The 20,755-nt window shown below is 63.0% G+C and carries 18 protein-coding genes; 14 read left to right on the forward strand and 4 right to left on the reverse strand.

The features are described from left to right. Positions 1-85: 85 nt before the first annotated feature. Entirely contained in the window at positions 86-886 is an 801-nt protein-coding gene (locus tag QRN59_RS18000; protein ID WP_284983838.1) for a lysophospholipid acyltransferase family protein, read from the forward strand. Between the two features lie 66 nt (positions 887-952). Beyond that, on the forward strand, positions 953-2,380 hold the full coding sequence (locus tag QRN59_RS18005) for a class II 3-deoxy-7-phosphoheptulonate synthase (RefSeq protein WP_502871078.1): 1,428 nt from the start codon (positions 953-955) through the stop codon (positions 2,378-2,380). Positions 2,381-2,467: 87 nt separating this feature from the next. Here the strand turns inward: QRN59_RS18005 and pknB are convergent, their stop codons facing one another. Together pknB and QRN59_RS18015 are read right to left on the reverse strand one after the other, a co-directional pair. Next, complete coding sequence (gene pknB, locus QRN59_RS18010; protein ID WP_284983839.1) at positions 2,468-4,558, reverse strand: Stk1 family PASTA domain-containing Ser/Thr kinase; 2,091 nt, start codon at positions 4,556-4,558, stop codon at positions 2,468-2,470. Between the two features lie 73 nt (positions 4,559-4,631). After that, positions 4,632-5,999 (reverse strand): lytic transglycosylase domain-containing protein, encoded by a 1,368-nt coding sequence (locus QRN59_RS18015; protein ID WP_284983840.1) that lies wholly within the window; start codon positions 5,997-5,999, stop codon positions 4,632-4,634. Positions 6,000-6,223: 224 nt separating this feature from the next. Between QRN59_RS18015 and QRN59_RS18020 the strand changes: the two genes are divergently transcribed. Next, positions 6,224-6,577: an Rv2175c family DNA-binding protein gene (locus QRN59_RS18020; protein WP_236816870.1), complete on the forward strand. Its 354-nt coding sequence runs from the start codon at positions 6,224-6,226 to the stop codon at positions 6,575-6,577. Positions 6,578-6,682: 105 nt separating this feature from the next. Here the strand turns inward: QRN59_RS18020 and QRN59_RS18025 are convergent, their stop codons facing one another. After that, complete coding sequence (locus QRN59_RS18025) at positions 6,683-7,681, reverse strand: polyprenyl synthetase family protein (protein ID WP_502871081.1); 999 nt, start codon at positions 7,679-7,681, stop codon at positions 6,683-6,685. Between the two features lie 89 nt (positions 7,682-7,770). After that, positions 7,771-7,959: a hypothetical protein gene (locus QRN59_RS24575; RefSeq protein WP_308193892.1), complete on the reverse strand. Its 189-nt coding sequence runs from the start codon at positions 7,957-7,959 to the stop codon at positions 7,771-7,773. A 13-nt stretch (positions 7,960-7,972) separates the two neighbouring features. Between QRN59_RS24575 and QRN59_RS24580 the strand changes: the two genes are divergently transcribed. The 11 genes from QRN59_RS24580 to murD all read left to right on the forward strand — a co-directional run bounded on the left by QRN59_RS24580 (position 7,973) and on the right by murD (position 20,754). After that, on the forward strand, positions 7,973-8,284 hold the full coding sequence (locus tag QRN59_RS24580; protein WP_350225245.1) for a hypothetical protein: 312 nt from the start codon (positions 7,973-7,975) through the stop codon (positions 8,282-8,284). Between the two features lie 182 nt (positions 8,285-8,466). Next, positions 8,467-9,669, forward strand: a complete 1,203-nt coding sequence (dinB, locus tag QRN59_RS18035; RefSeq protein WP_284983881.1) for a DNA polymerase IV — start codon at positions 8,467-8,469, stop codon at positions 9,667-9,669. A gap of 235 nt (positions 9,670-9,904) precedes the next feature. Next, entirely contained in the window at positions 9,905-10,270 is a 366-nt protein-coding gene (locus QRN59_RS18040) for an SCO2097 family morphological protein (protein WP_284983844.1), read from the forward strand. Between the two features lie 378 nt (positions 10,271-10,648). Further along, positions 10,649-11,080: a division/cell wall cluster transcriptional repressor MraZ gene (gene mraZ / locus QRN59_RS18045; protein WP_059389147.1), complete on the forward strand. Its 432-nt coding sequence runs from the start codon at positions 10,649-10,651 to the stop codon at positions 11,078-11,080. Positions 11,081-11,259: 179 nt separating this feature from the next. Next, a complete protein-coding gene (gene rsmH, locus QRN59_RS18050; protein WP_284983845.1) occupies positions 11,260-12,258 on the forward strand; it encodes a 16S rRNA (cytosine(1402)-N(4))-methyltransferase RsmH in 999 nt (332 codons plus the stop codon). Beyond that, on the forward strand, positions 12,255-12,920 hold the full coding sequence (gene ftsL, locus QRN59_RS18055; protein WP_284983846.1) for a cell division protein FtsL: 666 nt from the start codon (positions 12,255-12,257) through the stop codon (positions 12,918-12,920). The genes rsmH and ftsL overlap by 4 nt, the downstream gene beginning before the upstream one ends. 54 nt (positions 12,921-12,974) lie before the next feature. Further along, a complete protein-coding gene (locus QRN59_RS18060; protein ID WP_284983847.1) occupies positions 12,975-14,771 on the forward strand; it encodes a peptidoglycan D,D-transpeptidase FtsI family protein in 1,797 nt (598 codons plus the stop codon). Between the two features lie 159 nt (positions 14,772-14,930). Continuing rightward, positions 14,931-16,568: a UDP-N-acetylmuramoyl-L-alanyl-D-glutamate--2,6-diaminopimelate ligase gene (locus QRN59_RS18065; protein ID WP_284983848.1), complete on the forward strand. Its 1,638-nt coding sequence runs from the start codon at positions 14,931-14,933 to the stop codon at positions 16,566-16,568. A gap of 6 nt (positions 16,569-16,574) precedes the next feature. Then, complete coding sequence (locus QRN59_RS18070; RefSeq protein ID WP_284983849.1) at positions 16,575-18,065, forward strand: UDP-N-acetylmuramoyl-tripeptide--D-alanyl-D-alanine ligase; 1,491 nt, start codon at positions 16,575-16,577, stop codon at positions 18,063-18,065. Continuing rightward, positions 18,062-19,171 carry a phospho-N-acetylmuramoyl-pentapeptide-transferase gene (gene mraY, locus QRN59_RS18075; RefSeq protein WP_284983850.1) on the forward strand — a complete coding sequence of 370 codons (1,110 nt, stop codon included), beginning with the start codon at positions 18,062-18,064 and terminating at the stop codon, positions 19,169-19,171. Before QRN59_RS18070 ends, mraY begins: the two co-directional genes overlap by 4 nt. Beyond that, on the forward strand, positions 19,153-20,754 hold the full coding sequence (murD, locus tag QRN59_RS18080) for a UDP-N-acetylmuramoyl-L-alanine--D-glutamate ligase (RefSeq protein ID WP_284983851.1): 1,602 nt from the start codon (positions 19,153-19,155) through the stop codon (positions 20,752-20,754). Before mraY ends, murD begins: the two co-directional genes overlap by 19 nt. The last annotated feature ends 1 nt before the right edge of the window (position 20,755 follow it).

Below are 20,755 nucleotides of genomic sequence, written 5' to 3' on the forward strand. Positions count from 1 at the left end.
ATTTCTCACTGGAGTATGGTGGCTTCTGAATGCGGGCCGGGACCGTCCGGACGCCTTGCAGACGCCGCCCCGGAGAGGAACCAAAGTGTTCTATTGGGTCATGAAACGGATCTTTTTGGGTCCGCTTCTCAAATTGCTGTTCCGCCCCTGGGTCAAGGGCCTCGACAATGTTCCCCACGATGGCGCCGCGATTCTCGCTTCCAATCATTTGTCCTTTTCAGACTCGATCTTCATGCCGGTGATGGTGCCCCGGCGCGTCAGTTTCCTGGCCAAGTCCGAGTACTTCACGGGTACCGGGCTCAAGGGCAGGCTTACGGCCATGTTCTTCCGGCTCACCAACCAATTGCCGATGGACCGTTCGGGCGGGGCCGCGTCCGAGTTGTCCTTGCAGGCCGGCAGGGACGTCCTGGCCGCAGGCGGCCTGCTGGGCATCTACCCGGAAGGCACCCGCAGCCCCGATGCCAAGCTGTACCGAGGCAAAGTAGGGGTCGCCAAACTTGCACTCCAAACCCGGGTGCCCGTTGTTCCCGTGGCGATGATCGGCACCGAGAAAGTCCAGCCCATCGGTAAGCGTTTGCCCACCATCCGCCGGATAGGGATCATTTTCGGTCAACCATTGGACTTCAGCCGGTACTACGGCCAAGAAGAAGACCACTCCGTTCAACGCGCCGTGACTGACGAAATCATGTACGAACTCATGCGGCTCTCGGGGCAGGATTACGTGTACGAATACGCCGCCGTCGTCAAGCAGCGGCTGGCCGGGCAGCTTCCGGAGCCGGCGGGCGGAAGCGAAGCGAATGCAGCCGACGCCGGCGAGGAGGGCAGGCGCCCGACTGGCAACGGTCCAGAGCCGGACGGCGACGGTGCGGTGGCCGGGAAAGTGTGACGGCCGGCGAATAAGGGTTACGGAAGCCGTGCCCCGAACAGCGGGCAAGGCAACTAGTCTTGGAGAGTGACTGAGCTATCCGCGAACCCCGCACCGTCCATGACCGGCCCCCTGAACAGTTCCCTGGGCAGCCCCCTGACCAGCACCGCGCAAAGTGGCGCGGCAAACTATCCCGGCTTGGACGATTGGCGCCAGCTGCCTATCTCGCAGCAACCCACCTGGACCGATAGGGGCGTCTTCGATGCCTCCGTCAAAGAACTCTCCGTGCTTCCGCCGCTGGTCTTCGCGGGCGAAGTCGACATACTGCGCGAGCGTTTGGCCGCCGCAGCCCAGGGCAAGGCATTCCTGCTCCAAGGCGGCGACTGCGCCGAGACCTTCGAGGACGCCACAGCTGACAAGATCAGTGCCAGGGTCCGCACCATCCTGCAGATGGCCGTTGTCCTCACCTATGGTGCGGCCATGCCCGTCATCAAGATGGGCCGTATGGCCGGCCAGTTCGCCAAGCCCCGGTCGTCGAACGAGGAAACCCGCGACGGCGTGACCTTGCCTGCTTACCGCGGCGACATCGTCAACGGCTACGATTTCACCCCGGAGTCCCGCGCCCACGACGCCAGCCGAATGCTGAAGGCCTACCACACCTCGGCTTCCACACTGAACCTCATCCGCGCCTTCACACAGGGCGGCTTCGCCGATCTCCGCCTGGTGCACCTCTGGAACAAGGGCTTCACCGAAAACCCCGCCCATGCCCGCTACGAGTCCCTGGCGAGGGACATCGACCGTGCCATCAAGTTCATGGCGTCCTGCGGTGCCGATTTCGAAGCCCTCAAGCGCGTGGAGTTCTTCGCGAGCCACGAGGCGCTCCTGCTGGACTACGAGCGTGCCCTGACGCGCATCGACTCCCGCACGGGACTTCCCTACGACACCTCCGGGCACTTCCTCTGGATCGGTGAGCGCACGCGTGAGCTCGACCATGCGCATGTGGACTTCCTGTCCCGGGTGCGAAACCCGATCGGCGTCAAGCTCGGTCCCGGGACCTCCGGAGACGACGCGTTGCGGCTCATTGACAAGCTGGACCCGAACCGCGAGCCTGGCCGCCTCACGTTCATCACCCGGATGGGTTCCAAGAACATCCGCGAGAAGCTGCCCGCCGTCGTCGAAAAGGTCACGGCCTCCGGCGCGCAGGTCCTTTGGGTCACGGACCCCATGCACGGGAACACGGTCACGTCGCCCAACGGGTACAAGACCCGCAACTTCGACGACGTCGTGGACGAAGTCCGCGGCTTCTTCGAAGTCCACCACGCCTTGGGCACGGTACCCGGTGGCCTGCACATGGAAATGACCGGCGATGACGTCGCGGAATGCCTTGGTGGCGCCGATCCGATTGACCAGGATGCCTTCCTGGACCGCTACGAGTCAGTGTGCGATCCCCGCCTGAACCACATGCAGTCCCTCGAGATGGCATTCCTCGTGGCTGGAGCCCTCACCAAGCGCTAGTCCGGCGAGCAGGCCATCCAGCGAGCAGGCTTGAATACGGGAAAGGCGATCCGGGACTCCGGATCGCCTTTCCCGTATAGCTAGTTCCTACACCACGGTCAAGGTGACGACGGAGCCCTCCGGCGCATCGCTGTCCACGGGGTTCTGGTCACGGACAGTGCCGAAGAAGCCACCCAGGATGTTGTTGATCTTGACGTCGAATCCGAGCTGCTCCAAGGCCTTGCGGGCAACGTCCGCCTGCTTGCCGATGAAGTTGGGGACGTGCACCATTTTCGGCCCCTTGGACAGGGTCAACATGACGGAGTCGCCGCGGATCAAGGTACCGTTGGCAGGGGTCTGGCTGACCACGGCTCCCGAGGGGACCTTTTTGTCGTTGACGGGTTCCGGCGCAATTTTCGCGGTCAATCCGGCGTCGCTGATCGCTTTGACGGCTGCTTGCTGGGTCAGGCCGCGGACATCTGGTACGGGGAGGGGCTGCGGTCCCTTGGAAACCACCAATGCCACCGGGGTGCCGTGGCGGACCGCGGTGTCCTGGGCCGGGGACTGGGAGATGACCGTGCCTGAAGGCACTTTGTCGTCAAACTGCTCGGTGACTTTGCCGAGGGTCATTCCGGCCACGCCAAGGGCATTCTTTGCCTGGTCGAGTGTCAAACCCGACATCGCGGTAAGCGGAAACAACTGCGGACCCTTCGAGACGAAGAGCGACACGGCTTGGAACTTCCGGACCACCTGGCCGGACGCGGGTTCCGTTCCAACCGCCAACCCTGCCGTGACTTCGTCGTCGAACACGTCTTTTGGCTCGGATTGGAAGCCGGCGGTCCTGAGCAGTTGCTGTGCCTCCGCAACTGTCTTGTTCCTGGTGTCAGGTATGGTTCCGGGCGAGCCCGGCCCCATGCCGAAGAACCAGCCTGCCGCACTGGCCAGGATCGCCAGCACAATCACGACAATTGTCCAGATCACTGCCCGGCGGCGCGGGTTGCCTTCCCGCAAGGAGCGCGACGGCGTGGCCGCGGCCCGGGCGCGGTCCTTTTCCTCCTGGCGCTCCATCCGCTTGATGTCGCGTTTGCTCGGTGCGGCTTCGGCCGGAGCTTGGGGTTCCCGGTCCTGTGGCACCTGGACGTCGAAAGCCGCGGCGCCGGGGGAGAACCCCGACGGCGGAAGCACCGTGGTTGGATTGCGCTGGCTTGAGATAATCTCCGTCGGGCGGCCGATCCGTTCCAGGGACTCGGTACGTTCGGCATGGAAAGGGGCGACTACCGCGGTTGCCCCGGCGGCTTCCCGTTGCCCTTCGGGCGTTGCCGCCTTGGCGGCCGGCGGATTGATGTCCAGTTGCGCGTCGCTCAAGGTTGTGCGGATATGCCGCAGTTCGGACAAGAGCGCGGATCCGTCCACAGGACGATCTTCAGGTTCCTTCGCCGTGCACCACTGGACGAGTTCGTCCACGTCCGCGGCAAGGCCGGGCACCGCGAGCGACGGCGGAGCGACGGCCGCGTTGACGTGCTGGTAGGCAACCTGGATGGGAACGTCGCCCCCATATGGTTGGCCGCCGGTAAGCATTTCGTAAAGCATGATGCCGGTGGAGTAGATGTCGCTCCGGGCATCCGCGGGTTTGCCGAGGACCAGTTCGGGAGCCAGATATGCGACTGTGCCGATCAGGGCGCCGGTGCTGGTTGTCGCAGTGACCGCCCGGGCCAGGCCGAAATCGCCCACCTTGATGCGGCCGTCATCTGCGATCAGGACGTTCTCGGGTTTCACGTCGCGGTGGATCAGCCCCGCCGCGTGGGCGGCCGCGAGCCCTTCGATGACGGGATCGATCAGTGCGAAGGCCAGCCGGGGCGGAAGCGCTACTTTCTCGTTGAGGACGTCACGCAGAGTGTGGCCTTTGATGTATTCCATCACGATGTACGCAATGTGGCCGTCTTGTCCCTGGTCGAGGACACCTACGACGTGCGGGTGGGAAAGGCTCGCCGCGGCCCGGGCCTCGCGCTGGAGGCGGTCCAGGAAGTTTTGGTCATTGGACAGGTGCGGATGCAGCACTTTGAGCGCCACGTCGCGGTCGAGACGCTCGTCGGTGGCGAGGTAGACGGTTGACATTCCGCCGTTCGCGAGGCGCGATCGCACCAGGTAGCGCCCGTCCACGAGGGATCCGAGGAGTTGGTCCGAAACTTGTTCCTGCACCCTACGATCCTAGTTGAGCAAAAACACGGGCCCGAATCGACATGCGATCCGGGCCCGTGTTGTGCGACGCGACTTAGCTGAAGTTCTTCTTGAGGGCCAGGATCGAGGCGACGTAGGTCTTGGTGTCGTCGTACATGCCGTGCTTGCTGACCGAGTATTGGCCCTGGTAGTAGCCTGCGATGGCCGTGTTCAGATCCTTGCTGGTGTTGACGAGGGCCCGGATGATGGCGACGCCTGCGGTCACGTTGTCATACGGGTCCAGGATGTTGAGCTTGCGTCCCACCAGTTGGGAAGCCCATTCACCGGAGGAGGGAATCACCTGCATCGTGCCGATGGCGTTGGCGGGAGAGACCGCACGCTGGTTGAAGCCGGATTCCTGGTAGGCGAACGCCATGGCCAACGACGGGTCCACCCCCATCCGACGCGCGGTATCGGCTACGATCCCCTTCATCTGGGCTGTGCTGGGAACCGGGGACGCATTGAGCAGGGCCTTGTTCGCGTTGGCTGAACTGACCACCGCCTCCGGGTAGGTGTAGCCCAGGAACGTGCTCGGAACCAAGGGGGTGCTGACCGGAGCCGGAGCCGAGGCCGCAGGGGCGCCCGGAATGGCGAGCTTCTGCCCCGGATAAATGATGGTGCTCATGGACAGCTTGTTGGCCGAGAGCAGCGATGACAGGGACACGCCAAGGCGGGACGCGATGCCGCCCAAGGTGTCACCCGACTTGATGGTGTAGGGGCCGGTGCTGGCAAGTGCCGGTGTTGCCGGCGCTGATGCAGGGACCAGTACAGCGGGAGCCGGTGCCGCTGGGGCCGGTGCGTTCGTTCCCGGGCCGACCTTGATCTTCTGTCCGGGGTAGATGATGGACCGGCCGTTGAGGCCGTTCCAATTGAAGACATCGGACAGCGCCACGCCGTGGCGGGCGGCAATACCGCTCAGGGTATCGCCGGATACGACTGTGTAGCTGGCAGCCGACGACGACGTGCTGGGTGCCGGGCTCGGAGCGGGTGCCGGGGCACTTGGAGCCGTTGCGGAACCGGACAACTTGATCTGCTGTCCCGGGTAGATGATGGTGTTGCCCGAGAGCCCGTTGAGCTGCAGGACGGTGTTGGTGTCCAGCCCGTAGCGCGCCGCGATGCCGCTGATGGTATCGCCCCGGACGATGGTGTACGTGGCCGGAGCCGCCGGTGCCATGGGTTGCATGGCTGCCGGGATCGTCGCGGCAACCGCGGAGGCGGGAATGACGTTTGCGGACATGGCGGCGGCCTGGGCCCGGATGGCCGCAGTCAGCGATGCGGGGATCTTCTGGGTTTGTACCGCCGGAAGCGCTGTTGCCGGTTGGGCGAGCGCCAATGAAGAGAGCATGACGGCGGGCAGGGCCGCTGTGGTGGCCGCAATAATGGGCATGCTCGTTGTCTTCTTGGGCGAGCGGGGCGTCGTCATGGGAGCAATCCTCATCTCAGCAGCGGATGTTGGGAATGCCGCTGTTGCCAGTGTTACTAAAGTTAGTAGTGATGCAAATGTGATCAATGTGAATCTCTCACATTTTTCGATTCGGCACAAGAAATCCCGGAGCATTCGATTCTTGGGCAATTCGGGGACACAAATTCCGCCCGTACCGTCCGTCCGGCTAGGCGCAAAGCGCGCGGGCGTGGCAATCTTGATCCGTGAGTAATGTAGAAAGCCTCGTTTCCGAATGGCTGCCGCTGCCCGATGTGGCAGAGCTGCTGAACGTTTCAATCACCAAGGTCCACGGTCTTCTGGACGAGCGTGCAGTGGTGGCTGTGAGAGTGGGCGAACGCAATATCCGTTCGATTCCTGCCCTCTTTATCCAGGACGGTCATGTGGTGGATAGCCTGAAGGGCACCATCGCAGTGCTTGGCGATGCCGGGTACACGGATGAGGAGCTCATCGCGTGGCTTTTCACTCCGGACGAGTCGCTGCGTGGCCGCCCTGTCGACGCGCTCCGTGAAGGGCGCAAAACTGAAATCCGACGCAGGGCTCAATCGCTTGCCTGGTAAGGGAATCCTGCCTTAAATACAGTGGTGGCGATCAGCAAGCTGATCGCCACCACTGTATTTAAGGCAGGTGTTTAGACTGCCCTCAACGTGGTTTTATGCAAGAGTTCACGCGGCCCGGCTGACGGCGGCTTCGGCCAACTGCCTCAGCGCGGTAAGCGGGAGTTCAGCCAGGGGGAGGCGTTCCAAGGCCTCGAAAGCCTCGTTGCTGAGTTCCTCGATCATCGATTCCGTGGCTTCGAGCGCACCGCAATCCACGATGATCCGCCGGATCTCGGCAACCTCGGCCTCGCCAAGGTCCTGCCTTCCGAGCATGGTATCGATGTAGCTCGAATCAGTATTCCCCGCCTGGTTGATGGCGAAGCCCACCAGCACCGTCCTTTTGCCTTCGCGGAGGTCATCTCCGGCGGGTTTTCCTGTCGTCCCCGGGTCTCCGAACACGCCCAGGACGTCGTCGCGCAACTGGAATGCTTCGCCAAGGGGCAACGCGAAGGCGGAATAGCCTTGCAGGAGCTCTTCGCTGGCACCGGCCAAGGCGCCTCCCAGGGCCAACGGGTGTTCCGTTGAGTACTTCGCCGACTTGAAACGGATGATGGACTGGGCACGGTGGACGGCACCAGCGCGGTCCCGCACCGGGCCCGCAACTTCCTCCAGGATGTCCAGGTATTGGCCGGCCATGACCTCGGCCCGCATCAGGTTGAAGATCCGCCGTGCAGGCGTGCCGGAAGAAGCCCTGCCACCAATCTCTGTGAACGCCTCCTCGCTGAAGGACAAACAAAGGTCTCCGGTGAGAATCGCGGCCGCCTGCCCGAAGCGTTCGCTGTCGAGGGCCCAGCCTTCGCCCTCATGGAGCTGGCTGAACCGCTTGTGGACGCTTGGGCCGCCGCGCCGTGTATCAGAGCGGTCGATGATGTCATCGTGAATCAGGGCTGCAGCCTGGAAGAGTTCCAAAGCGCAGCCGGCAGTGATGATATCGGGGTGCGCGGACTCGCCGCCGGCACCTCGCCATCCCCAGTAGCACATCAAGGCCCGGAGCCGTTTGCCACCTGTCACGAGGCTTGTGATTGAGCCCATGAGCGGAGCGACATCGGGGGAGATGGTGGCCATGGTTTCTTGTTGCACCCCAAGGAAACCGTTAAGTTTGGCTGCGACATCGGCCACAAAACGGCTCTGTTCCGAACCCAGGCTCTCCGTGGTCACTTGATTGACCCGGCGGCCACGTTGGCACCGATGGTGAACGTGGATTTGCCTGCGGTTTCCACCACCGAGATATTCACCGTTTCATTGTCGCCACGGAGGAAATCCTTTGATTTGATACTTCCGACAGTGCTGCCGGGAACTTCCTTAAAGCCCTGCGCCGTGAGCGCAGAGGTATAAAAGGCCACTACTGAGTCCGACGTGGACGCAATGGTACCGACCAGGGCCACCGACGCCGGGGAGGAGTTCTTGTCGAAACTGCTGGATTCCACAGCGGCCTTGGGCATCAATGGAATCAGTTGCTGCGGGAATCCCGGGACCAAGGCGCCGACCGCCGCCGAAGCTCCCGCGGCCCCCGTGGAAGTTGCGCCCGGCGCCGGACTTGCCGAGGCAGTGGCTGCCCCGGACGATGTTGGCGCCGCCCCTTGGGATGCCGTACTTGCCGGGGACGACCCGCAAGCCGAGATGGTCAACGCGACGCCCGTGGCCAACAAGGCCAGGCTGACGGGTTGAGGCTTTCCAAAGAGCTTCACAGGGATTTCCTCCTGGGGACGACGCCGGATGCTGCCTCCAGTTTAGGGCGCCGGACGCAGCCAGCAGTAACCAGTGCCGCGGCATAGGATTTCCTTGTGAGACCACAAGCAGAGAACAACGGGCGGGGCCCCGGACAAGAATTCGCCCCGGATCCCGCTGCTCTGCGGGAACTGAGGCGCACCAGCATCCTCCACGTGGACATGGATGCCTTCTTCGTCTCGGTGGAATTGCGCACCCGGACGGAACTCAAGGGAAAACCCGTCATTGTGGGCTTCCCGGTGGATCGCTCGGTGGTATTGTCTGCCTCCTACGAAGCGCGAGCGTTGGGCGTGAAGTCTGCCATGCCCATGGCCAACGCTATGCGGATGTGCCCCAACGCGGTCATCATCGAGCCCCGCCACAGCCTCTACTACGAGGTGTCCGCGCAGTTGATGGGCATATTCGAATCGATAACGGACCTCGTGGAGCCCTTGAGCGTCGACGAGGCTTTCCTGGATGTCGGCGGCGCAATCAGGAGGCTTGGTCCGCCACTCCAGATCGGCCATTTGATCCGGCGCCGTGTTGCGTCCGAGCTGGGAATCACCGCGTCTGTGGGAATAGCCGCAAACAAGTTCGTTGCCAAAATTGCTTCTACGCGCTGCAAACCCGACGGACTGCTCCTTATTGAGGAAGGGCAGACCGTCGCCTATTTGCACAGCCTGCCGGTGAACGCCTTGTGGGGAGTCGGGGCCAAGACCGCCGATGTCCTTGCCAGGCTGGGGATTCGTACCGTGGCCGATGTTGCGTCCACGCCGCTTTCTTCGTTGAAAAAGGTCCTTGGAGCTTCGGGCGAGCACGTCCACCGATTGTCGATGGGCTTGGATCCGCGGCCGGTCACGCCCACACGCCTCGAAAAGAGCATTGGTTCCGAGGAAACATTCGCTGTTGACACCCCGGATGACGCGCTCCTGCACCGCGAGTTGCTAAGGCTCTCCCACCGAACCGCTTCACGGCTGCGGACGGCCGGAATGCTGGCCCGGACCATCGCGCTGAAGCTGCGCTATGCGGATTTTTCGACAATCAGCCGCAGCAAGACAATGCATACGCCGGTGGACAGCGCCCAGATGATCTATCAGGTGGCGAGCCAGTTGCTGGCGTCCTTGGGGGAGCGCCCCATGAGCGTGCGCCTTGTAGGAGTCCGGGCTGAGCAGCTCGAACCGGCGGAACATACCTCGCTGCAGTTAAGCTTCGATCGCCGGGACGACAACTGGAGGGCGGCTGAACAGGCGCTTGACCGTGTCACCGAGCGATTCGGCAGCAAGACCGTCCTTCCGGCGACGCTTTTGGAGCCGCATGCGGAGCCGGACGGGCCGGGCTCTCCCTAGGCTTCGAACAGCCCTCGCATGCCCTCCGGTGTGTCTTTCAGAACAGCGGCCAACAAACTATCCTAGAGATACACAGATTTAGACCGTCTGGATAAATTGCCATGTTGCGTCTGTTCCGTGAGACCGTGTTCACAAGACCCGGTCTTCGGGAACCCTTTTTTGGGTTCGTCCGTTCAAGGGAACAGAGGCAACGGCCGCGGCGTATCCAGACGCTGGCCGACTAAAGGAGGTCGCGATGCCCCTCTCGGAGCACGAACAGAAGCTACTCGAGCAACTCGAGAAGCAACTGCATGAGGACGATCCAAAGTTTGCCAATTCAATGGGCTCTGACCCCATTCGCTCATGGTCGACCAGGCACATCGTTATTGGCGTTCTAGGCACTATCGCCGGGATTCTCTTGTTGTTGGTAGGTGTGTCCCTGCAGAACATCTTCCTTGGAGTGCTGGGCTTCATCGTGATGGGCGCCGGCGTTTACTTTGCCACCCTGAGAAGGGCGGCCGGCGGGAAGTCGAAGAGTGCCAAGCCGGGCAAGGCAAGGAACTCATTCATGAGCAACCTTGAGGAACGCTGGGACGAGCGCCGCCGCGGCGAGGAGAGCTGAACGATCCATCCAGGGACTTGTCCTCCAGGCGGATGCCAAGTCCTCCACATTGCACCACCAGGCTCTGGCCTGATTGCGAAAAGACCCGAATCTCGGGTCTTTTCGCATTTAACGCCATGTTTGCCGCACCTCGCGAGCCTCAAGTCGCGACTGGCGAAGCCGCCGTCGTACACCTCCTTGCAGCGCCGCCGCAAAGTCTCCTCCACCACCAACCACCCCTGAGAGCCGCATGTTTTCAGGCTCCCGCATTCGAAAGTGGGGCAGAAACACGCCGGATTGCGTTGACTGTGGGGGCTTGTGGAGTAAAGTGGAGCAAGTAAGAGGGTAGTGGCGGCGTGGGGCAGATACGGGCACCTTTACTGATGGGGCGGTGGGCCAGTGTTTCTTGGCACGCATTCGCCGCGTCTGGACGAAAAGGGCCGGATCATCCTTCCCGCCAAGTTCCGCGAGGAACTTGCTGACGGCTTGGTGCTCACAAGGGGCCAGGAACGTTGCATCTACGTCTTCAGCCAGCGGGAATTCGAACGTATTCACGAATCCATGCGGGAGGCCCCCATCTCCTCCAAGCAGTCACGTGACTACATCAGGGTTTTCCTGTCCGGAGCCTCTGACGAGGTACCTGACAAGCAGGGGCGCGTGACGATTCCGCCGGCGCTCCGGAGCTACGCAGGTCTTGAGCGGGAATTGGCCGTCATCGGCGCCGGAACCCGTGCAGAGATCTGGGACGCCCAGGCTTGGGATGAGTACCTGGCCGAGAAGGAAGCCGCCTTCTCGGAGACCGACGACGACAACCTTCCCGGGTTCATTTAGAAACCTGGACACGAAGCAGCAATGCTTCTTGGACGGGATCTCCAGCCGCCCATCACATTGTTTTCCTGGCTCACCTTCCCCGGAGCCAGGCAGACGCTGCGATAGGCGCGGATGGGGATCCGGCCCAAGAAGCGACCCGCCCGACTGACAGACGAACAACTCAGCTCTGAGGAGGCCGCATGGAGGAGCAAGACGCGCCAAAACCAACCTCGGAGCGACATGTACCGGTCCTGAAGGACCGGTGCATCAATTTGTTGGCACCAGGTTTTGAGGCCGCCCGCAGCCGTGGCGAAACGCCCGTCGTCATCGACGCCACGTTGGGAATGGGTGGCCACTCCGAAGCCATGCTGCAGCGGTTCCCCGATCTGCACCTTGTTGGTATAGACCGGGACGAAGAAGCCCTGGCCCTCGCTGGAGAGCGCCTGCAACCGTTCGCGGCCCGCACTGACCTGGTACATGCCGTTTATGACGAAATCGAAGATGTCCTTGCGGACCTTGGTATCCCGGAGGTGCACGGCATCCTCATGGATCTGGGCGTGTCTTCCCTCCAACTGGACGAGCGGGAGCGCGGCTTTGCCTACTCCTACGACGCGCCGCTGGATATGCGGATGGACACCAGCCGCGGCCAGACTGCCGCCGACGTAGTCAACAACTATTCCGAAGAAGACCTCGTGCGGATTATCCGCAAGTGGGGCGAAGAGAAGTTTGCCGGCAGAATCGCGAACCGCATCGTCACGGCGAGGGTCACCAAGCCATTCGCCACCACCGGGGAACTCGTCGAGCAGATCCGCGGCGTTGTTCCCGCGGCGGCTGCAAAGTCCGGCGGGCATCCGGCAAAGCGGACTTTCCAGGCCCTGCGGATTGAAGTCAATGAGGAACTCGATGTCCTGGAGCGGGCAGTGCCTGCGGCCCTCTCTGCCTCGGCAATGGGCGGACGAGTAGTGGTGATGTCATACCACTCACTCGAAGACAAGATCGTCAAGTCGGTCTTCCAGTCCCGGTCCAAGTCTTCGGCCCCGCTCGGCTTCCCTGTGGAGCTGGAAGAACATAAGCCGGAATTCAAGACCCTGACCAAGGGCACGGAAGTGCCTACCCCTGAAGAAATCGCCGAAAACCCGCGTGCGGCATCTGCCCGCCTGCGGGCCGTGGAACGCATCAAAGCGAGGAGAACAGCATGAGCACCGCTGCCGCGAAGATCCTGCCGACCACGGTGGGGAACACCGCGCGTGCCCTGCCCGCCCGGGGACCGGAGCGCGACACGACCCGCAAGGCGCGGACGCCGCTCTCGCTCGTACAGAGTGTTCCCGGACGACGACGGACTCCGTTCGTCGTCTTTTGCTTCGGCGTGCTGGCGGCCGCCTTGTTGACTGTCCTGGTGCTCAACATCTCCGTTTCCACGGCCCAATACGACCTTGTGAAGCTCAGGAACGACGCAGCGTCCCTGAACAAGCAGAACCAGGATCTGACACAGCAGGTCCAGAACTACCAAGCCCCTCAGAATCTTGCCGCCAAGGCCGCAGAATTGGGAATGGTAGCTTCCACTGCCACGGGCCAGATCGATCTGGACAACCTGACGGTCACAGGAAAAGCCACGCCGGCAACCAAGGGACAGAATCCCGGTGCCGTCATCGCTGCTCCTGCGGTTGCAGGCCAGCCCAGCGTCGCTCCTTCCGCACCCGCCAAGAATGATTCACTGGACAGCCGTAAGCCCAACGGGGCCGCCGACTCGACACCGGCCAAACCGCAGGCGTCCGCGGTTCCTACGGCACCCAAGCCGCCGGTTGTGGATCTCCACGGTGGTTCGGTCCCGGCTCCACAGCAGAAGGTACCAGGGCAGTAGCGTCCAGCCGACCTGATTTCAGGTAACCAGCAAGGCAAGCAGCAAGGAATCGACGTGGTGCAGAAAACCGGCAAATCGAAGAACAAGAGAACGCCGGCGGCGAAGAAGCGCCTGCGCCTCGGCCTCGGAATCATGCTGACGCTATTGCTGGTGGTCGGGGGCAAGTTGTTCCTCGTCCAAGGGCTGGACGTCGGCGGCCTGGCCGAGGCGGCCTACAACAACAGGCTGACAACCACGATCCTCCCAGCCGAACGAGGCAAGATCCTTGACGCCAACGGCACCGTGCTCGCCAGCAGCGTGATCCGCTACAACATCGTGGTGGACCAAACGGTCAACACCAACACTGATCAATTTCCTCGTTTCAACTCCCAGACCCAAGCTATCGATACGATCTCCAGGTCCCAGGGGATAGCAGAGCTTTCCAGCGCCCTCGGGATGGACGTCGGGCAGGTCACACAAGCCGTGACCGGCGTGAAGAAGTACAACATCGTGGCCAAGGAAGTGAAGCCGGACGTCGAGGACCGGATATCCCAGCTGCACATTCCGGGTGTCGTCTCGGAGGGCATCAGCAAGCGCGTCTACCCCAACGGCAGCGTCGCCGGTGGGATAGTCGGCTTCCTCAAAGACGGCACCACGGGCCAGGCAGGCCTTGAGCAGACCCAGGACGAGCTGCTCCGCGGCAAAGACGGCAAGCGCGTCTTCGAGATCGGCGCCGACGGTCTTCGTATCCCCGTGGCAACCGACCTGCTGACCCCGGCCGTCAACGGCAAAGACGTCAAGCTGACGCTGAACACGGACATCCAGTACTTTGCGCAGCAGGCCATCCAGACCCAGGTCAACCAGCTCAATGCCGAGTGGGGATCAATCGTCGTCGAGGACATCAAAACCGGGAACCTCATTGCGATGGCGGACACCAACGCACCGGATCCCAACGACCCCGGCAAGGTAGCGGCTGCCGACCGTGGCGTACGGTCCGTGACGGCTGCCTACGAGCCCGGTTCGGTCGAGAAGATGATCACGGCGTCCGCTGCGATCAATGAAGGAAAGTCCAGCCCATTGGACACCGTCACCATTCCACCGGCTTTGACTATCGACGGTCAGACTTTCACCGATGCGTTCGACCATGGAACCGAGCAGAGGACCCTCGCCGGCATCCTTGGCTATTCGATGAACACGGGTACCGTGATGATCGGCAGCCGCCTGAGCAAGCAACAGCGCTACGACTACCTCACGCGCTTCGGTATCGGCCAGGCTCCGGACATTGGTCTTCCCGCCGAAACCTCAGGCATCCTGGCCAAGCCCGATCAATGGGATGACCGCCAGCAGTACACCGTGCTGTTCGGCCAAGGCGTTTCCCAGTCCACGCTGCAGACCGTCCGGGCGTACCAGAGCGTTGCCAACGACGGCGTGATGCTGCAACCGCGGCTGATTGACGGCTACGTCGGAGCTGACGGGGTGGAGGAGAAAGTGCCTGCCAAGGATTCCCGGCAAGTCGTTACCAAGGACACCGCGCAGCAGGTGCGGGACATCCTGGAGAGCAACGTCACCATGGGCGAAGTGAAAGATGCCGCCATCGACGGATACCGGGTGGGCGCCAAGACGGGCACGTCCCAGGCGCCCCGTGAAGATGGCCTCCCTGGGTTCGATGGCTACACCGCGTCCATTGTGGGCATGGCGCCCATGGATAATCCGCGCTTCATCGTAGAGGTTGTCCTCCAGCGGCCCAAGGGCAGCATTTACGGCATCACCCAAGGGCCGATTTTCCGCTCGGTCATGGGCCAGGTCCTGCGCACCTACAACGTCCCGCCGTCCACGGGCACTCCAGCGCGGTTCCCCCAGTACGCCAAATAGGGCCCGTCAACGCAAATAGGGCCAGTACTGCAAGTAGTTCAGTTTCGCCAAGTAAGCTTGTTGGGCATCTGTCCGGCCACATTACGATCCACCCATGCCGATTGCGGGAGCCCCCGGGTTCCCGTGCGGCCAGTTTTACGAGTACCAACGGAGACCACCTTGTCAGAGCAGAATGATGCCGTATCGATCCCTACAGGGAACCCGTCGGCTACGGACAAACCAGGCTTCCGTCCAGCGGTCGTGGCGCCTGTTCCCCTTGAGGCCATCGCAGCGTCCCTCGGAATCGCGCTGACCCCTGACTCCGGCGATACGTCGGTGACCGGTGTCTCCCTCAACTCGCGCACCGTCGAGCCGGGAGACTTGTACCTGGCCCTGCCCGGAGCCACACGCCATGGGGCCGACTTCGTCACCCAAGCGGTGGCAGCCGGTGCTGTGGCCGTGTTAAGCGATGAAGATGGCGCACGTCAATTGGCACTTGAGGACCTCGCTGTTCCCGTGCTGATCGTCAGCAATCCCCGTGCCGCCGTCGGGACCCTCGCTGCCCTCATTTATCGAAGCCAGCCCCTCGACGGCGTTTCGCCCACGCTTTTCGGGGTGACCGGTACGAACGGCAAAACGACCACGACGTATTTCATCAATTCCCTGCTTCGCGCCCTGGGCATGAATCCTGGCCTGATCGGGACGATTGAAATTCTTGCGGGGGGCGAGGCCATCCCGAGCCTGCTGACCACGCCGGAGTCGACGGATGTCCACGCCTTGCTCGCCCTCATGCGTGAACGTGGGCTGGAGGCGGCTTCCATGGAGGTCTCCTCCCATGCCCTGTCGTTCCACAGGGTTGACTCGGTGACGTTCGACGTTGCCGGCTTCACCAACCTGACACAGGACCACCTCGATCTCCACGGAAGCATGGACGAGTACTTCCGGACCAAGGCGGAGCTGTTCACCAGCGCGCGCGCACGGAGGGCTGTAGTGACCGTGGACGACCCGTGGGGGCGCTTGCTGGCCGACGAGTCGGGAATTCCCGTGTCCACGCTGTCGGCCACGTCGGGGAGCGACGCTGACTGGACTGTGGAGTCAGCCAAGCCACGCGGGCTTGGAACGGACTTCGAATTGCGCCACCGCGATGGAACGGCCCTGCGCGTCCATACCGGATTGCCGGGGGACTTCAACGTCGCCAACGCGGCGCTGGCCACCATTATGGTGCTCGACTCCGGCATTGAGCCGTCGGCACTTCAGGCGGCGCTCGACACGCACGATCCCTTCACCGTTTCCGTACCCGGCCGGATGCAGCTGATCTCGGATGCCCCTGCCTCCGTTGTCGATTTCGCGCACAACCCGGACGCGCTGGCGAGGGCCCTGAAGGCCGTGCGCCCGCAATCCCCGGGATCCCGCGTGATTGTCGTTTTCGGCGCCACAGGACAGCGCGACCAGGGCAAGCGGCCGACCATGGGCGCCATAGCCGCCCGGCTCGCCGACGTCGTGATTGTCAGCGACGACGATCCCCATGACGAAGACGCTGCGGCGATCCGTTCGGAAGTCATCGCCGGCGCCCGTGCCGCCCGCGAGTCAGAGGACCTCGACTGCGAGATTGTGGAAGCGTACCCGCGGGACGTCGCCATCCGCCAAGCCGTGGAACTGGCCACTGAGAAAGACACCATCCTGATCGCCGGCCGCGGTCATGAGGTCTGGCAGGAAGTGAAGGGCGTCAACCTTGCCCTCGACGACCGGGTGGAACTGCGGGCGGCCTTGACAGCCAGGGGATTCAAAGTTTCCACGGACGAGCGGATAGAGTCCTAGACCGAGATGATTGCACTTACTGCGGCGGAGATCGCCGATATTACCAATGGCCGATTGGCAGCGGACCCGGGCATTGTCCCGGCGTCCGTCGTTACCGACTCCCGTGAGGCGGCCGCTGGATCGTTGTACGTGGCCAAGCCAGGAGAGAACGCTGACGGGCATGCCTATGTAGGCGCCGCTTTTGAGCGCGGGGCTGTCCTGGCGCTGACCGAGCGCGACGTTTCCGACGACGACGGCCGGCCGTACCCCGCCGTCGTCGTCGATGACGCCGTGATCGCCATGGGTGCCCTGGCTGCAGAGTCCGTGCGCCGCATCCGCGCCGCACGTGCCGCCCAGGGGGAGCCCTTCACCGTTATCGGCATCACAGGCTCGGCGGGCAAGACCACTACCAAGGACTTGCTCGCGGGCATTCTTTCCCGGGCCGGCGCCACAGTGGCGCCGCAGGGTTCGTACAACGGGGAAGTCGGCGTGCCGCTCACCGTCTTCGGAGCCGATGCGGGCACCCGTTACCTCGTGATCGAAATGGGCGCCACCGGCGTCGGCCACATCAAATACCTCGCCGAGATGGTCCAACCGGACATCGGCGTCGTTCTTTGCGTCGGCACCGCCCACGCCGGCGAGTTCGGTGGCGTGGAGAACATAGCCAAGGCCAAGGGCGAACTCGTCGAGGCGCTGGGGCAGGACGGAACCGCCGTCATCAACCTCGACGACGCGCGGGTCGCGGCGATGGTCTCCCGCACCCAGGCCAAAGTGCTCGGAACCTCCGCTACCGGCATCTCCGGTTCCGCAGTCGAAGCCAGGAACGCAGATATCGACGAAGACGGCCACCCGGAATTCGAACTCGTCCTCCCCGACGGCGCGGTCCCGCATCCCGTCCACAGCAAGCTCATCGGTGCGCACCACATCACCAACCTGCTTGCCGCCGCGGCCGCGGCGTTCGCGGCCGGCCTCCCTGCGGCCGGGATCGCCGACTCGCTGAGCGAGCAGGCGCCGGCCAGCCGGTGGCGAATGGAACGCACTGAGCGCGCGGACGGCGTCACCATCATCAACGACGCGTACAACGCGAATCCGGAATCCATGCGGGCAGCCTTGCGCACCCTCGCCGACCTCGGACAGGGACGCCGCACCTGGGCGGTCCTGGGCGCGATGCTGGAACTTGGCGAAGATTCCATCCGCGAACACACCGCGGTAGGGACGCAAGTGGTTCGCTTGAATATTTCCAGGCTCGTAGTGGTTGGCCGCGAAGCCCGGGCGCTGTACATTTCCGCGATCCAGGAAGGCTCCTGGGGCGACGAGTGCAGTTTCGCCGAAACGGCCGACGAAGCCTACGAACTGCTGCAGGCCGAGCTCAAACCGGGCGACTTGGTGCTTTTCAAGTCCTCGAACGGGGTGGGCCTAAGGCATTTAGGGGATCGGATAGCATTACCCCCACAAGCCGGTACGAGTGCGAACACCGCGGCTGCAACTGCCGCCAATGAAGGGAACGAGCTGCTGTGATTGCACTGTTGATCGGCGCGGGCGTCGCCCTCCTGGTGGCTTTGGCCGGAACGCCACTCTTCATCCGGTTCCTCGTCACCAAGGGATACGGCCAGTTCATCCGCGACGACGGACCCACCTCCCACCACACCAAGCGTGGTACCCCCACCATGGGCGGGACAGTCGTGGTGGCCGCCGTGCTCATCAGCTATGGGTTGACCCACCTGATCATGTGGATGATGAACCCGCGATCACCGGGCCCATCAGCTTCGGGCCTGCTCCTGTTGTTCCTCATGGTCGGCATGGGATTCGTTGGTTTCCTCGACGATTTCATCAAGATCTCCAAGCAACGCAGCCTCGGACTCAATGCCAAAGCCAAGCTGATCCTTCAGGCGTTCGTCGGCATTGTCTTCGCAGTGCTCGTCCTGAACTTCCCCGACGCGCAGGGGATCACCCCGGCCTCCACCCATATTTCCCTTGTGCGGGACATTCCCTGGCTGAACCTGGCCTTCGGGGGCACCGTCCTCGGGGCCATCCTGTTTGTCATCTGGTCGAACCTGATCGTCACCGCGGCAACCAACGGCGTCAACCTGACGGACGGACTGGACGGCCTTGCCGCCGGCGCCTCCATCATGGTCTTCGGGGCTTACACGCTCATGGGAATCTGGCAGAACAACCAGGCGTGCGGTTCACCCCGCGAGGCGGGCAGCGGCTGCTACTCGGTCCGTGACCCGCTTGATCTGGCGCTCCTGGCCGCTATTTGCAGTGCCGCGCTCGTTGGCTTCCTCTGGTGGAACACGTCCCCGGCGAAGATCTTCATGGGAGACACCGGTTCCCTGGCCATCGGCGGCGCGGTGGCCGGCTTTGCGATCCTCTCCCGCACCGAACTTCTTCTGGGCATCATCGGCGGGCTCTTCGTCCTCATCACGCTGTCGGTCATCATCCAGGTGGGCTACTTCAAGGTCACCAAGGGGAAGCGGGTCTTCAAAATGGCCCCCCTTCAGCATCATTTCGAACTCAAGGGCTGGGCCGAGATCACGGTGGTTGTCCGATTCTGGATTCTTTGTGGCCTCTTCGTGGCCGCGGGCCTTGGGATTTTCTATGCTGAATGGGTGGTGCTGCTGTGAGCTCAAGTCCTCAAACCAAGCCTTCTTCCAACGAACGGCTCGAGAACCTCGTCAGTTGGGATTCCGACTGGAAGGGCCTGCGCGTCGTCGTGACCGGCATCGGCGTCTCCGGTTTCGCGGCCGCCGACACCTTGATCGAACTTGGCGCACGGGTGGTGGTGGTTGACGCTGCCACGAGTGCCAAAGCCCTCGCCCAGGCGGACACTTTGAAGATCGTCGGCGCAGCCGACGTCCTCCTCGGCCAGGACGCCGTCAAGACGCTGCCCCGCGTGGACGGCGAAAAAGCCGAACTCGTCGTGACATCGCCGGGCTGGCGGCCGGACCAGTCCCTCCTGGCAGCTGCCAAACGGGCCCACGTACCGGTGTGGGGCGACGTCGAACTCGCCTGGCGGGTGCGCGAACGCAAGGGCCGCAAGACGGCGGACTGGCTCACGATCACAGGTACCAACGGCAAAACCACCACGGTGGGCATGACTGAAGCCATGCTGCAGGCAGCGGGGCTCAAGGCAATCGCCGTGGGGAATGTAGGTACTCCCATCCTGGACGCACTCCGTGACCCAGTGGAGTACGACGCCTTCGCGGTTGAGCTGTCCAGCTTCCAATTGCACTGGATCGAATCGCTCTCCCCGGTCGCAAGCGTCTGCCTCAATGTGGCCGAGGACCACGTCGACTGGCACGGCTCCTACGAGTCCTACCTCGCGGACAAAGCAAAAATCTTCGAGAACACCCAGATGGCGTGCATCTACAACGCCGAGCAGATCGAGACCGAACGCATGGTGGAAAACGCCGACGTGGTCGAGGGTTGCCGGGCGATCGGCTTCACCACCTTGACTCCGGCGGTCAGCATGCTCGGTGTCGTCGAGGGGTTGCTCGTGGACCGTGCGTTCATTGAAGAGCGCAAGAGTTCAGCAGAGGAACTCGCGTCCCTGGCGGATCTGGGCCAGGCTGCGCCCCGACACATGGTCGCCAACGCGCTGGCCGCTGCCGCACTGGTGCGTGCCTACGGCGTCGAACCGGCTGCAGTGCGTGAGGGGCTCAGGAACTATCTCCCGGGAGACCACCGCATCCAGCCTGTGGCCAAGCAGAACGGCGTGCTCTGGGTCAACGACTCCAAGGCGACCAATCCGCACGCAGCTTCTGCAGCCCTGTCGGCGTTCGACAAGGTCGTCTGGATCGCAGGCGGTTTGTCCAAGGGCGTCAACTATGACGACCTGGTCAAAAGCAACGCGCACAGGCTCAAGGCAGTGGTGCTGATCGGCTCCGACACCGCGGACCTGGAAGCCTCCCTCAGGCGACACGCATCGGATGTGCCCGTAATCGGGCAGCCCAAGGGCGACACTGAAAAGGTGCAGTCCGCCGATTCAGCTGGTACCGCCGCGGAACCGTCTCCGATCTTCGGGGACACCGTCATGGCCCATGCTGTCGAGTCGGCAGCAAGTATCGCCGAGCCCGGCGATACCGTGCTGATGGCCCCGGCGGCTGCCTCCATGGACCAGTTCTCTTCCTACGCTCACCGTGGCGATGCTTTCATCCGGGCAGTGCGCGAGCTTGTGGAAGGCCAGGCACAGACCACCGAGGAGTAAC

It is taken from the genome of Arthrobacter sp. efr-133-TYG-118, assembly GCF_030209755.1.
Lineage (GTDB): Bacteria > Actinomycetota > Actinomycetes > Actinomycetales > Micrococcaceae > Arthrobacter.